The 13971-nt window shown below is 69.1% G+C and carries 12 protein-coding genes; 9 read left to right on the top strand and 3 right to left on the bottom strand.

Annotation, left to right across the window (positions count from 1 at the left end):
* The first annotated feature begins 70 nt into the window (after positions 1–70).
* The 9 genes from ybgF (at position 71) to ABDW31_RS20945 (ending at position 10313) form a co-directional block, all read left to right on the top strand.
* Positions 71–916, top strand: coding sequence for a tol-pal system protein YbgF (ybgF, locus tag ABDW31_RS20905; protein WP_184722459.1), 846 nt, complete (start codon positions 71–73; stop codon positions 914–916).
* Positions 907–2139 carry a tRNA lysidine(34) synthetase TilS gene (gene tilS / locus ABDW31_RS20910; RefSeq protein ID WP_184722456.1) on the top strand — a complete coding sequence of 411 codons (1233 nt, stop codon included), beginning with the start codon at positions 907–909 and terminating at the stop codon, positions 2137–2139. Before ybgF ends, tilS begins: the two co-directional genes overlap by 10 nt.
* Positions 2140–2220: 81 nt before the next feature.
* The gene (ftsH, locus tag ABDW31_RS20915; RefSeq protein ID WP_184722453.1) at positions 2221–4101 is read left to right on the top strand and encodes an ATP-dependent zinc metalloprotease FtsH; all 1881 of its coding nucleotides are present in this window, start codon (positions 2221–2223) and stop codon (positions 4099–4101) included.
* Positions 4102–4305: 204 nt separating this feature from the next.
* Positions 4306–6711, top strand: coding sequence for a PAS domain-containing protein (locus ABDW31_RS20920; RefSeq protein ID WP_184724192.1), 2406 nt, complete (start codon positions 4306–4308; stop codon positions 6709–6711).
* A gap of 10 nt (positions 6712–6721) precedes the next feature.
* The gene (gene folP / locus ABDW31_RS20925) at positions 6722–7546 is read left to right on the top strand and encodes a dihydropteroate synthase (RefSeq protein WP_184722450.1); all 825 of its coding nucleotides are present in this window, start codon (positions 6722–6724) and stop codon (positions 7544–7546) included.
* An 80-nt stretch (positions 7547–7626) separates the two neighbouring features.
* Positions 7627–7983 (top strand): response regulator, encoded by a 357-nt coding sequence (locus tag ABDW31_RS20930; protein WP_184722447.1) that lies wholly within the window; start codon positions 7627–7629, stop codon positions 7981–7983.
* Positions 7984–8023: 40 nt separating this feature from the next.
* Positions 8024–8839: a bifunctional hydroxymethylpyrimidine kinase/phosphomethylpyrimidine kinase gene (gene thiD / locus ABDW31_RS20935; RefSeq protein ID WP_184722444.1), complete on the top strand. Its 816-nt coding sequence runs from the start codon at positions 8024–8026 to the stop codon at positions 8837–8839.
* The gene (locus ABDW31_RS20940; RefSeq protein ID WP_184722440.1) at positions 8836–9414 is read left to right on the top strand and encodes a nucleotidyltransferase family protein; all 579 of its coding nucleotides are present in this window, start codon (positions 8836–8838) and stop codon (positions 9412–9414) included. Before thiD ends, ABDW31_RS20940 begins: the two co-directional genes overlap by 4 nt.
* A gap of 77 nt (positions 9415–9491) precedes the next feature.
* Positions 9492–10313, top strand: coding sequence for a PhzF family phenazine biosynthesis protein (locus tag ABDW31_RS20945; RefSeq protein WP_184722436.1), 822 nt, complete (start codon positions 9492–9494; stop codon positions 10311–10313).
* A 9-nt stretch (positions 10314–10322) separates the two neighbouring features.
* Here the strand turns inward: ABDW31_RS20945 and ABDW31_RS20950 are convergent, their stop codons facing one another.
* The 3 genes from ABDW31_RS20950 to ABDW31_RS20960 form a co-directional block, all read right to left on the bottom strand.
* Positions 10323–10667 carry a hypothetical protein gene (locus ABDW31_RS20950; protein WP_184722433.1) on the bottom strand — a complete coding sequence of 115 codons (345 nt, stop codon included), beginning with the start codon at positions 10665–10667 and terminating at the stop codon, positions 10323–10325.
* A gap of 792 nt (positions 10668–11459) precedes the next feature.
* Positions 11460–13361 carry an ATP-binding protein gene (locus ABDW31_RS20955; protein ID WP_184722431.1) on the bottom strand — a complete coding sequence of 634 codons (1902 nt, stop codon included), beginning with the start codon at positions 13359–13361 and terminating at the stop codon, positions 11460–11462.
* Between the two features lie 109 nt (positions 13362–13470).
* Positions 13471–13935, bottom strand: a complete 465-nt coding sequence (locus tag ABDW31_RS20960) for a hypothetical protein (RefSeq protein WP_184722429.1) — start codon at positions 13933–13935, stop codon at positions 13471–13473.
* Positions 13936–13971: the final 36 nt, after the last annotated feature.

Below are 13971 nucleotides of genomic sequence, written 5' to 3' on the forward strand. Positions count from 1 at the left end.
TAGAACAGGGCGGCTTCTCTTCCGAGGAGCCGCCCTAGTTTTGTCTGCCTCCTACCGATAGATCACGGTCATGAAGCTCAAAACCGCTCTGCTCGCCGTCCTGTTTGCGTCGACCGCCGCCGTCGCCGTAGCCCAGACCCCGCTGCCGCCCGCCGACCCGCTGGATGACCGTTCGGCCAAGCGCGTCGAGCGCATGGAAAAGGTGGTGCGTGAGTTGCGCTCCATCGTCTTCCAGGGGCGCGACACCGGTAAGCCCGTCGTCGTGCAGCCGGCCGAGACCGACGCCCAGATCATGTCGCTGAACCAGCGCCTGTCCGATCTGGAGCAGACCCTGACCCGTCTGAACGGTCAGAACGAGACGGCCAATTTCGAGCTGACCAAGGCCAATCGCGCCGCCGCCGACCAGAAGGCTCGCGCCGATGCGCTGGAGCAGCGCCTGGTCGCGCTGGAAAACGCCTTCAACGACCTGAAGGCCCAGGCCCCCGCCGCGCCGGCCGCCGGCGGCTTCCCGCCGCCGCCCGCGCCGCCGGCCGACCCGGCCGTGGCCTTCAAGCAGGCCAAGGACCTGCTGCTGGGCGGCGACTATGGCAATGCCGAGCAGGCCTTCTCGGCCTATGTCAACAATTACCCCGACAACGCCCGCACGCCGGAAGCCCGCTACTGGCTGGGCGAGACCCTGTTCGTGCGCGAGGCCTATACCGACGCGGCCAGCGCCTATATCGGCGCGATCCGCGGCTGGCCGCAGACGACCTGGGCGCCCGACGCGACCCTGAAGCTGGCCCGCTCGATGGTGGCCCTGAAGAAGACCGCCGACGCCTGCCGCACCCTGGACGAGCTGTCGCGCCGCTATCCCAAGGCTCCGGCCAACGTGACCTCGCGCGCGGCCTCGACCCGCACCGCGGCCAAGTGCGGCTAGACGCTGTCCGAGCCGCCCTCGACCGGCGGCTCGATCCGGCCAGCCCCGCGCCCCTCGCCGTCGGCTTCTCCGGCGGTGGGGACTCGCTCTTTCTGCTGAAGACGGTCCTGGATTGGGCGCGGCCGCATGGCCGGCCGGTCCTGGCGCTGGTCGTCGATCACGGGCTGCAGGCCGACAGTCCGCGCTGGACCGCCGACGCCGTCGCCCAGGCCCAGAGGCTGGGCGCGCAGGCCCAGGCCCTGACCTGGACGGGCGACAAGCCGACCGCCGGCGTTCCCGCCGCCGCCCGCCGCGCTCGCCATGCTCTTTTGGCGGATGCGGCTCGCGCCGCTGGCGCGAGGGTCCTGGCTCTGGGCCACACCGCCAGCGACCTGGCCGAGGGCGCGGCGATGCGGTCTCAGGGCTCGACCGTCTCCGACCCCCGCCAATGGGCTCCGTCGCCGGTCTGGCCCGAAGGACGGGACGTGTTCCTGCTGCGGCCGCTGCTGACGCTGGGCCGCGAAGAGATCCGCCAGGCGCTGACAGCCGAGGGCGAGACCTGGCTGGACGACCCCGCCAATGACGACCTGCGCTACGCTCGGGCGAGAGCCCGCGCCGCCGGGGCGGATACGGTCGAGGTCCAGGCCGTGACGTCCCGCGCCGCGCCGGCCTTCGCGGTCGACGCTGCCGGCGCAATCCGCCTGACGCGGGAGGTCGCCGCCAGTCCCCTGGCCGCGGCCCTGCTGTGCGCAGCCGGGACCGAGCGGCCGCCGCGCGGCGAGCGGCTGGAGCGCCTGGTGCAGCGGATCCGATCCGGCGAGACCTTCGCCGCCACCCTGTCCGGGGCCCGCGTCGAAGCCGCCGAGGTCGTGCTGGTCTGCCGCGACGCCGGCGAGACCGCCCGCGGCGGCCTGGCGCCCCTGAGCCTAGCGCCGGGCGAAACCGGCGTCTGGGACGGTCGCTGGGAAGTCACCGCCGGGACGCGGCCGCTAGGCGTCGAGGCCTTGAAGGGCAAGGTCCCGACCCTGCCGCCCGGCCAGCGCGCAAACCTGCCCGCCATTGCCGCATCCGCCCGCCCGGCCTTGCCCCTGTTGCACGGCGAGGGAACCGAACCGCGTTGTCCCGCGCTTGACGGCCCGGAGTTTGCAGCCGATGGGGAAGGGCGTGCGCGCCTGCTCGTTCTGGATCGCTTCGAGGCCGCGATCGGCCTTCGCGATCGGGAGCGGGCGACCAACACTTCGTGACGTAATGTCACGTCCGTGGCGCAATTGCTTCCGACGCCCTATCTTGGGTGGTCGAGACCTATCGTTGGGAAGACGAGGCGTATGAACTTCAGGAACCTGGCCATCTGGCTGGTGATCATCGCGGTGCTGGCGGGCGTGTTCGTCGTCAGTCAGAACCAGCGCACCCGCAACACCGGCGAAGTCAGCTATTCGCAGCTGCTCAAGGACGTGGACGCGGGCAAGATCAAGTCCGCCGAGATCGCGGGCCAACAGGTCACCGCGACCACGGCCGACAACAAGAAGCTCACCGTCAACGCGCCGCTGAACTCGGAAGAGCTGGTCAACCGCATGGTGGCCAAGAACGCCGACGTGAAGTTCAAGAGCGGCTCGATCAGCCCTTGGGCCATCCTGATCCAGCTGCTGCCGATCCTGCTGGTCGTGGGCGTCTGGCTGTTCTTCATGCGTCAGATGCAGGGCGGCGCCAAAGGCGCCATGGGCTTCGGAAAGTCCAAGGCCCGCCTGCTGACCGAAAACAAGAACCGCATCACCTTCGAGGACGTCGCCGGCGTCGACGAGGCCAAGGAAGAACTGCAGGAAGTCGTCGACTTCCTGAAGGATCCGGCCAAGTTCCAGCGCCTGGGCGGCAAGATCCCCAAGGGCGCCCTGCTGGTCGGCCCTCCCGGCACCGGTAAGACCCTGATCGCCCGCGCCGTCGCGGGTGAGGCGGGCGTGCCGTTCTTCACCATCTCGGGTTCGGACTTCGTCGAAATGTTCGTCGGCGTCGGCGCCAGCCGCGTGCGCGACATGTTCGAGCAGGCCAAGAAGAACGCGCCCTGCATCATCTTCATCGACGAAATCGACGCCGTCGGTCGCCACCGCGGCGCCGGCCTGGGCGGCGGTAACGATGAGCGCGAGCAGACGCTGAACCAGCTGCTGGTCGAGATGGACGGCTTCGAGGCCAATGAAGGCATCATCCTGATCGCCGCCACCAACCGTCCCGACGTGCTGGACCCCGCGCTGCTGCGTCCGGGCCGCTTCGACCGCCAGGTCGTGGTGCCCAACCCGGATGTCGCCGGCCGCGAGAAGATCATCCGCGTCCACATGAAGAACGTACCGCTGGCCGCCGACGTTGACGTAAAGACCCTGGCGCGCGGCACCCCGGGCTTCTCGGGCGCCGACCTGGCCAACCTGGTCAACGAAGCCGCCCTGCTGGCCGCCCGCAAGAACCGCCGCATGGTTACCATGCACGACTTCGAAGCGGCCAAGGACAAGGTCATGATGGGCGCCGAGCGCCGCTCGATGGCCATGAGCGACGCCGAGAAGAAGCTGACCGCCTATCACGAGGGCGGCCACGCCCTGGTGGCCCTGCGCGTTCCCGTCGCCGATCCGGTCCACAAGGCCACGATCGTGCCGCGCGGCCGCGCCCTGGGCATGGTCATGCAGCTGCCGGAAGGCGACCGCTACTCGATGAGCTACGACATGATGACCTCGCGTTTGGCCATCATGATGGCCGGCCGCGTCGCCGAGGAGCTGATCTTCGGCAAGGAGAAGATCACCTCGGGCGCGTCCAGCGACATCAGCGCCGCCACCAGCCTGGCCCGCAACATGGTCACCCGCTGGGGCTTCTCGGACGAACTGGGCACCGTGGCCTATGGCGACAACCAGGACGAGGTGTTCCTGGGTCACTCGGTCGCCCGCACCCAGAACGTCTCGCCCGAGACCATGATCAAGATCGACAGCGAAGTCCGTCGCCTGGTCAAGGGCGGCGAGGACGAAGCCCGCCGCATCCTGACCACCGAACTGGATCACCTGCACTCGGTCGCCAAGGCCCTGCTGGAATACGAAACCTTGTCGGGCGACGAGATCCTGGGCGTGCTGAAGGGCGAGCTGCCCGTGCGGGACGTGGAAGAAACCAAGGAGACGGTGGTCGCCCCGTCCCTGGTGCCGCTCTCGCCCGGTTCGGGCGCCAGCGTCACGGCGTAAGACTGGAAAAGCCGGCTCGAAAGGGCCGGCTTTTTTCTTGGCCGATCGGCAACCGGGCGTTTGGTCAAACCGTTTCGGGGCCAGGGTTCGCGTAGGCGACACCCTGGGGCTCTGCTATTGGAAACCATGACCGTCGCCGACGAGCCGTTGCGCTCGCCCTCCAATTCGTCCGTGTTGCCCGCCTTCCTGATCGGTGGCGGCGAAATGGGCGCGGCGGTGGCGGCACGCGACTGGACGGGTTCGCCGCTGGGGCCGCTTGAGGCCTGGCCGCCCGGTCTGCGCATGGCCGCTTCGCTGATGCTGAACACGGCCATCCCTTCGCTGCTGATCTGGGGCCAGGGCGAGACGGTGCTCTACAACGCCCCCGGCGGTGTTTTCCTGGGCGCGGCAGGGCCGGCGGCCCTGGGCAAGGCGTTCGGCGACGTCTTCCCGGTGACCGAGGGCGCGTCCATGCTGGCCACCGCCTGGACCGGCGAAAGCATCGTGCGCGAGAGCGTCGCCTTCGTGCGGCCGAACGGCGACCCGGCCTGGTGCAACCTGATGTTTTCGCCCGTCCGTGGCGAGGGTGGCGCGGTCGAGGGGGTGCTGTGCGTCTGCAACGACATCACCGCCCGCGTCCGCCGCGAACAGGCCCATGACGCCGACCAGCAGCGCTATCGCCTGCTGTTCGAGAGCATGGACGAGGGCTTCTGCGTCATCGAGTTCTTCGACGGACCCGAAGGCCCGCTTAGCGACTACATCCACATCATGGCCAACAGCGCCTACGAGCGGCACGCCGGCATTCCCAATGTGGTCGGCCAGAAGCTGCGCGAGATGGTCGGCGAGGAAGCCGACGCCTGGGTTGCCCGCTACGGCGCGGTGCTGCGCACGGGCCAGCCGATCCGCTTCGAACAGGAGCTGGTCGCCACCGGCCGCCACCTGTCGCTGTCGTCGTTCCGCATCGAACCGCCCGAGCTGAAGCAGGTGGCCGTGCTGTTCCAGGACGTCACCGAGCGCAAGCGGGCCGAGGCCGAACTGCGCCTGCTGAACGAGACCCTGGAGGCGCGCGTCGCCCAGGCCCTGGCCGAGCGCCGCCTGCTGGCCGAGGTCGTCGAGGGCGCCACCATCTTCGTGCAGGTGGCCGACACCGACTACAACTGGCTGGCCATTAACGGCGCCTCGGCCGGTGAATTCGAGCGGATCTTCGGCGTACGGCCCCGGGTGGGCGACAACATGCTGGCGCTGCTGGCCAGCAAGCCCGAGCACCAAGCCCAGGTCCGCGGCGTCTGGGAACGGGCCATGCGGGGCGAGGCCTTTGTCGAGGTCGGCGAGTTCGGCGAGGACGGGCGCGAGCGGCGATTCTACGAGATGCGCTTCCACCCGTTGCACGACGCCGACGGCGTGCAGGTTGGGGCCTATCAGTTCGTCTACGACGTCACCGACCGCCTGGCCGAGCAGGCGCGCCTGCGCGAGACCGAAGAAGCCCTGCGCCAGGCCCAGAAGATGGAAGCCGTCGGCCAGCTGACCGGCGGCCTGGCCCACGACTTCAACAACCTGCTGGCCGGCATTTCGGGCTCGTTCGAGATAATCGGCGCGCGCCTGGCCCAGGGGCGCGGCAGCGACGTTGAGCGCTATCTGGCGGCCGGCCAGGGCGCGGCGCGGCGGGCTGCGGCCCTGACCCATCGCCTGCTGGCCTTCTCGCGCCGCCAGACCCTGGCCCCGCGGTCGGTGATCATCAACCGGCTGATGGCCGACTTCGTCGAGTTGGTGCGCCGTACGGTCGGTCCCGGCATCAAGGTCGAGATGGTCGCGGCCGCCAGCCTGTGGCCCACCCTGGTGGACGCCAACCAGCTGGAGAACGCGCTTCTCAACCTATGCATCAACGCCCGCGACGCCATGCCCAACGGCGGCCGCATCACGATCGAGACCGGCAACCGCTGGCTGGACGCGCGCACCGCCCGCGACCACGGGCTGGAGCCGGGCCAGTACGTCTCGGTCTGCGTCAGCGACACTGGCACGGGCATCGACAAGGTGACGCTGGAGCGGGTGTTCGACCCATTCTTCACCACCAAGCCGATCGGCCAGGGCACGGGCCTGGGCCTGTCGATGGTCTACGGCTTCGCCCGCCAGTCGAACGGCCACGTGCGGATCTATTCCGAGGTGGGTGAGGGGACCATGGTCTGCCTCTACCTCCCGCGCGCCCTGGGCGAGGAAGAGGCCGCGCCGGTCGAGCACACCGCGCCCGTCGCGCCGGTCCAGGGCGGCCAGACCGTGCTGGTGGTCGACGACGAGCCGACGGTGCGGATGCTGGTCGTCGACGCCCTGGCCGAGCTGGGTTATGCCTGTCTGGAGGCCCCGGACGGCGCTGCCGGCCTGCGCATCCTGCAGACCAACGACACGATCGACCTGCTGATCACCGATGTCGGCCTGCCCGGCGGGCTGAACGGCCGTCAGGTCGCCGACGGCGCGCGCGCCCTGCGGCCTGAACTGAAGGTGCTGTTCATCACCGGCTACGCCGAGAACGCGGTGCTGAACCACGGCCATATCGAGCACGGCATGGAGGTGCTGACCAAGCCCTTCGCGGTCGGCGACCTGGCCGCGCGGGTCGACCGGATGCTGCGCGAGGCGTAAAACGCCGGGCATGAGCAAGCTCTCCCATCCCCCCTTTGTCCGCCCAAAGGTCATGGGGATCGTCAACGTTACGCCCGACAGCTTCTCCGACGGCGGCAAGCACTTCGACCCCGCCGCCGGGATCGAGCACGCCCGCCGCCTGATCGCCCAGGGCGCCGATATCCTGGACATCGGCGGCGAGAGCACCCGGCCGGGCGCGGCCCCGGTGTCGGAGTTCGACGAGATCCTGCGCGTGGTCCCGGTGATCGAGGCGATCCGCAAGGCCAGCGACATCCCGATCTCGATCGACACCCTCAAGCCCGGGGTAGCAAAGGCCGCCGTCGCCGCCGGGGCAACGATCTGGAACGACGTCGCCGCCCTGCGCCATTCGCCCAATGGCCCGGAGATCGCGGCCGAGCTGGGCTGCGAGGTCGTGCTGATGCACATGCTGGGCGAGCCGGGGACCATGCAGGACGACCCGCGCTATGACGACGTGGTCGCCGAGGTCGAGGCCTTCCTGCTGGCCCGCGCCTTCACCGCCATGGCCGCCGGGGTGGCCAAGGACCGGATCTGGCTGGATCCGGGCATCGGCTTCGGCAAGACCGTCGCCCACAACCTCGCCCTGCTGAAGGCCCTGCCTCGTTTTGTCGCCCTGGGCTATCCGGTCCTGCTGGGGGCGAGCCGCAAGCGCTTCATCGCCGGGATCGACCCCTCCGCGGGAGAGGCCACCGATCGCCTGGGCGGCTCTATTGCGGCCCATCTGCACGGCGCGGCGGCCGGTGTAGCGGCGGTGCGGGTTCATGACGTGCGCGAGATGGCGCAGGCCCTAGACGTCCAGTCTTCGATTCTGGGTTGAACTGAGAATCGGTCTCGCTTGTCGCCGATGGAATCACTTGTCCTAATATCAGGGGACGGCTTTTCGAAAGCTGGTGAACAATGCGACCACGACACGCCCTGATCATCGAAGACGAAATTCTGATCGCCATGGAAATCGAGGAACTCCTGAAAGAGCAGGGGTTCACGACGGTGGCCATCGCCGAAAGCCCGCTGGAGGCTCTGGACTGTGCGCTGAAGCGAAAACCGGATCTGATCACCGCCGATTACCGGATCGTGGGCGGCACCGGCGTCGAGGCGGTCTCGATGATCATGGCGCACCTGGGTCCGATCCCGGTCGTCTACGTCACCGGCCACGTCAAGGCGCTGGGCGACCAGGACAAGGACATGGTGGTCCAGAAGCCGATCCTGCCACGCGCCCTGGCAGGGGCCTGGCAGCACGCGCTGCAGGCGGCTTAAGAGGCTCCCCAACCCTCCGATTCCCGCCTAAACACCGGGGATGTCCAAAGCTCAGCTCATCGCGCCCTTGGGCCGCGTCCTCGTCATCGCCGGATCCGATTCCGGCGGCGGCGCGGGGATCCAGGCCGACATCAAGACCATCACCGCCCTGGGCGGTTACGCCGCCACCGCCGTCACGGCGATTACGGTGCAGAACACCCTGGGCGTCACGGGCGTCCATGCCATTCCGCTGGACGTGATCGCCGCCCAGGCCCGCGTGGTTCTGGATGATATCGGCGCCGACGCCATCAAGACCGGCATGCTGGGCGACGCTGGCGTGGTCGAGACTGTCGCCGCCGCCATCGATCATGCGAAAGGCGTTCCGGCCGTCGTCGACCCGGTGATGATCGCCAAGGGCGGGGCGTCCCTGCTGGCCGAGGCCGCCATCGGCGCGGTCAAGAGCCTGATGGTCCCGCGCGCGGCCCTGCTGACCCCCAACGCCCCCGAAGCCGCCGCCCTGACCGGTCTCATGATCGAGACCACCGACGACCTGCGCCGCGCCGGCGAGGCCCTGCTGGCCACGGGCGCGAAGGCCGTGCTGATGAAGGGCGGCCACGTCCCAGGCGACCGCGTCGTCGACGTGCTGATGACCGGCGTCGGCGAGACCACCTTCGAGGGCGAGCGGATCGAGACCCGCCACACCCACGGCACCGGCTGCACGCTGGCCAGCGCCTGCGCCACGGGCCTGGCCCAAGGCCTGTCCCTGGAAGAGGCCGTCGCCCGCGCCTGGAACTATGTCCACGAGGCCATGCTGCGCGCGCCGGGCTTCGGCGCCGGCCACGGTCCGCTGGACCACGGCTGGACCCTGCGCCCATGACCCTTGAAGCCCAGCTGGAAGAGATCGTCCGCGCCACGCCGACCACTTGGGAGGTGCTTCGCACCGTCCGCGACCTGGACCTGCCCGACTGGATGATCTTCTCGGGCGCGGTCTATCAGCCGGTCTGGAACCACCTGACCGGGCGGCCGCTGGACTACGGCATTAAGGACTACGACGTCGCCTATCACGACGACAGCGACACCTCTTACGAAGCCGAGGACGTGGTCATCCAGCGCGTCGCCGCCGCCTTCCAGCCGCCGCTGCGCGAGCTGGTCGAGGTGCGCAACCAGGCCCGCGTCCACCTGTGGTTCGAGAAGAAGTTCGGCGCCGACGAGCCCTATCCGCCGCTGGAGGACAGCGCCGCGGCCCTGAAGCGCTTCGTCGCTACCGCCTTCTGCGTCGGCGTGCGGCTGGAGAAGGACGACAGCTTGCGCATCTGGGCCCCGTTCGGCCTGGAGGATCTGTTCGCCAAGCGCCTGCGGCCCAACCCCCTGCGGGTCAAGGGCGCGGGCGGTTGGGAGCGCACCACCGGCTCGGCCAAGGCCCGCTGGCCCGAGATCAGCATCGAAGGCTGATTGTAATCAGGACAATATAGGCTTTGCGTCGGCCGCGACCGGCGCATACCAGCGGTGTCCAGCTTGGGAGATCGCTTATGCGCCAGTGGACCGTCGACGCTTTCGCCAGCGGCCCGTTCAAGGGCAATCCGGCCTGCGTGGTCGAACCGTTCGACGCCTGGCCGTCCGACGCCTGGATGCAGGCCCTGGCCGCCGAGAACAACCAGGCCGAAACCGCCTATCTGCTCAAGACCGCCGACCCGGCCCGCTTTGGCCTGCGCTGGTTCACCCCGGCGCTGGAGGCCAAGCTGTGCGGCCACGCCACCCTGGCGGCGGCGCATGTGCTGTTCGAGGAACTGGGGTCTGACGTCCCGCTGCTGACCTTCGACACCCTGTCCGGCCCCCTGACCGTCAAGCGGGCGGGCGAGGGGCTGGAGATGGACTTCCCGGCCGACCCGCCGCGCCGGATCGAGACGCCGGCGGGCTTGGCCCAGGCGCTGGGCGTGCAGCCGGTCGAGGTCTGGGCCGGGGCCTATCTGATCGCGGTGCTGGAGAACGAGGCGGCGGTGCGGGCGGCGACGCCGGACCTGCTGGCCCTGAAGGGCGTCGGTCACGAGGCCGGCGAAGGCCCCGGCCAGACGGTCGTGGCGGCCCTGGCCGATGCGGGCAAACCCTATGCCGTGGTCAGCCGCTTCTTCGCGCCGGGCTTCGGCATCCCTGAGGACCCGACCACAGGCTCGGCCCACTGCCTGCTGATGCCGCTGTTCGGCGACAAGCTCTCCGCCCAGCAGCTGAAGTTTCACCAGGCCTTTCCCGGCCGCGGCGGGGACCTGGAATGCGAAAGCCGCGGCGCGCGCATTCTGTTGCGCGGCCGCGGCGTGACGGTTGTGGAGAGCCGGCTCCGGGTGGAGCGGGCCTAGCCTGGACGGTTACCAGCGGCCCGGGCCACGGTCGCGGCCATAGCCGTAGTCGCGGTCATGACGCTCGTAGCGGATCTGGGCGCTGATGCGGTCGAAGCGACGATCGAGGTCGGCGCGTTCCCAACCGCTCAGGCCGCCGCGACGATAGCGGTTCTCCAGGCGAGCGGTTTCCCGCAGGTCGCCACGCAGACGCTGGGCCTCATGACGGGTCAGCGAGCCGTTGCGCACGCCCATGTCGATGCGGCGCTCCAGCATGTCCTGGCGCTGGTTGATCGACTGCGCCGAGGCGACGGCGGGCAGAGCGGTGGCCGCCAGGGCCGAGACCGCAACGATCGGGATCAGGATCTTCTTCATCGGTTCGGTTCCTTTCGAATTCCGCGTCGCTCTTCGAGGTGAAGGGGGAAGCGACGTTGAAGACAGAGAAACACGTCCAGCCTGAAGCGGTTCTGAGCCGCTCGTTATGTTGCGTTCATGTTGTGAGGGGGGGCAGAGAGGGATCATGAGGGCCGCTTTCGAGCCGTTGCGGACCTTAGATGCTCCCCCGCGATGCGGGGGAGCTGTCGCGGAGCGACTGAGGGGGCTAATACGGCCTTCGCCCAGCTGGCCCCCTCCGGCCCTCTGGGCCACCTCCCCCGCATCGCGGGGGAGGATCTTGGGAACGTCCGAGATCCACCCCTTGCTGACGTTCTGAGGGGCGGCTTCAGGCCGTGATTTCCAGGATCCGGTTATCGACGCGCCGGTGATTTCCGTACCCGACCCGTGGCGGACATCGCGAAGGTCTGCCATCGTGCCCAGTATGGACAGGGCTGTAACGCCGCTCACCACCACCTGCGCCGTCGTAGCTTTAGCTTCCGCAGCTAGCCAGGTTGCGTACTGGCAGGGATGGCCGGGGTTTCGCGCTGATCGGGGGCTCCTGATCGTCGCGGCGCTAATCCTCGTCTGGCTTTTGCTCAGCCTTGTGGCCGGCAGGCGCTATGGCAGGCGCGCGGTCTGGCTGCTGGCAACGGCTCCAGTTGCCCTGATGGGCCTAGGTCTCATCCCGGTCGTGATGGTGTCGTGCAGCATCCTCGGTCGATGCTTGTAAGCACCTAGGTCCACAACCCACCCATTGCAGACTTTGCGGCAGTCTGCCGCCGTCAGCCGAGCCTAGGCTGCGTGGGCCATCCGCGCGGCGGCCATGGCTGCTTCGATGGCCGCGTAGAGCTTGGTGACCTCGACGGGCTTGGCCACGTGGCCCTCCATGCCGGCGGCCAGGTAGTCCTCGATCTGGTGGGCCAGGGCGTTGGCGGTGACGGCCACGATCGGGGTGCGGGGGCGGCCGGTCTCGGCTTCCTGGGCGCGGATGGCGCGGGCGGCCTCGACGCCGTCCATGCCGGGCATGTGGATGTCCATCAGCACGATGTCGAAGGTCGCCGCCTTCCAGGCCTGAACGCAGGCTGCGCCGTCCGCGACCAGCACCAGCTCGGCGTCCAGCGGGGCCAGCACGGCCTCGATGACCTTCTGGTTGGTCGGGTTGTCGTCGGCCGCCAGCACCCGCAGGCGCGTGGCGTTCAGGGGCGGGGCAGAGGTTTCCTGCGGACCGGCGAAGGTCTGGGCGTCGTCGATATAGTGGACGTCGCCCGGCGTCTCCTCGCGCGGCAGGCCGACCAGTACCGTGAAGGTCGAGCCGCGGCCCTCGCGGCTCTGCACCTTGATCGAGCCGTTCATCAGGGCGGCCACCTCGCGGCAGATCGACAGGCCAAGGCCCGAGCCGCCAAACCGGCGGGTGGTCGAGCTGTCGGCCTGGACGAACTTGTCGAACAGGCTGGGCAGGATGTCGGCCGGGATGCCGATGCCGGTGTCGGCCACGTCGATGCGCAGGCCCGAACCGTCCTCGGCCGAGGCGAAGCGGACCGCGACCGCGCCTTCGAGGGTGAACTTCAGGGCGTTGGAGATCAGGTTGCCCAGGATCTGGCGCAGGCGATCGACGTCGCCGCGCCACAGGCCCTGCGCTTCGGATACGACCGCCACCTCGAAGGCCAGGCCCTTGTCGCGGGCCTGCGGGCCATAGGTGTCGCGGATGGTCTGGGCCAGCTGGGCGATGTCGAAGGGGCGGTCCTGGATCTCCAGACGGCCGGCCTCGATCTTGGACAGGTCCAGCACGTCGTTCAGCACGCCCAGCAGCATGGCGCCGGACTCGCGGATCACCGCCAGCCGCTCGCGCTGTGGCGCGCTGAGGTCGTCCATGGCCATGATCTCGGCCATGGCCAGCACTCCGTTCAGGGGGGTGCGGATCTCGTGGCTCATATTGGCCAGGAAGTGGGACTTCAGGACGTTGGCGGCGTTGGCCTCATCGCGCGCCTTGACCAGTTCGGCCATGGCGCCGCGCAGGTCCTGGTCGTTGGTCTCCAGGCGGCCGACCAGGTGGTTGAAGCTCTCGGTCAGGCTGTGGAACACGTCGTCGTCGCCGGCGGCCTGCTCCACGGGCTGGAAGCGGCCGCCCACGGCGGTCTCGTGCATGGCGGTCGACAGGCGCTCCATCGGGCGGGCCATGCGGCGGGCCAGGCTGTTGGCCAACAGGATGGCCAGGCCGGCCGAGCCGAAGAACAGCGCCCCGGTCAGGGCCAGGTCGCGGGCCAGGATCTGGCTGATCGCCGGCGGGGCGGTGGTGATGGTCAGGTGGCCGATGGTCTCCGCGCCCAGGCGGATCGGGCGGGTCAGGACGCCACCGCCCTCGGCGTGGTCGTCGCCTAGCTCGGCGACCGTGTGGCCGCGCTGATCGGTGATGCGCACGGCCAGGACGTCGCGGGCCCGAGCGGCCGATTCCAGGGTGCGGTACAGCGCGACCGGATTGTGGTCGGCCAGGGGCGCGACGGCGCTGGAGGCGACCATCTCGACCAGGATCTCGTGATTGGAGCGCGCCTCCTGCCGGGCCACGCTCCACTGTTGCAGCATGAAGCAGACGCAGGCGGCGATCAGGGCGACGACCGTCGTCAGCAGGGCGACCTGCGCGATCCGCCCTTGGAGCGGTGCGTGCGTCGGCGCGGCCTGGTTTCGACTGTGAGTCATGGCGTCCAGAAGCGCGTCCAGCGACGCGCCCGAAGAAAAGTCTTCGCTAGACTAGCGGCATGTTCCTAACGTTTTGCTTCTAGCGATTGCAGCATAGGACGGCTGGACTCTAGTCCTGCTCTTGGCGGCGCTCGCGGCGGCGGTTGAGGATCGCCTGACCGGTGGCGATGGCCAGCAGGGTGACGGTCGCCAGGGTCATGATGTTGAGCAGACGGTAATAGACGGCCGGCGCCAGCGCGCTGTCAGGGCCCAGGAAGTAGGCCGAGATCATCAGCTCGGCGCCCTGGACGATGAAGGCGAAGCCTAGCCAGCGGCTGTTGTGCTTCAGCGCCGCCCACAGGAACACCAGGCCCAGGGTCATGCTGATCGCCACGTCCAGAACGGGAGCGACCTGCTGCACGGCCAGACCCATGCGTCGCGAGACGACCATGGCGATGACCTGAAGGAAGAGGGTGCCCAGCAGGGCGACGCCGGCCATTCGCTCGGCGGTGCGCCCTAGCCAGATCGCCGTGCCGCCGACGATCACCGTCAGCGGCAACAGCAGCAGAGCGATAATGTTGGCAGGAACTCCCATCGGCGCCCTCATAGGGCGCCGATGGTAAATCCCAAG

Origin of the sequence: Caulobacter sp. (genome assembly GCF_039596335.1) — a bacterium.
Classification (GTDB): Bacteria; Pseudomonadota; Alphaproteobacteria; order Caulobacterales; family Caulobacteraceae; genus Caulobacter.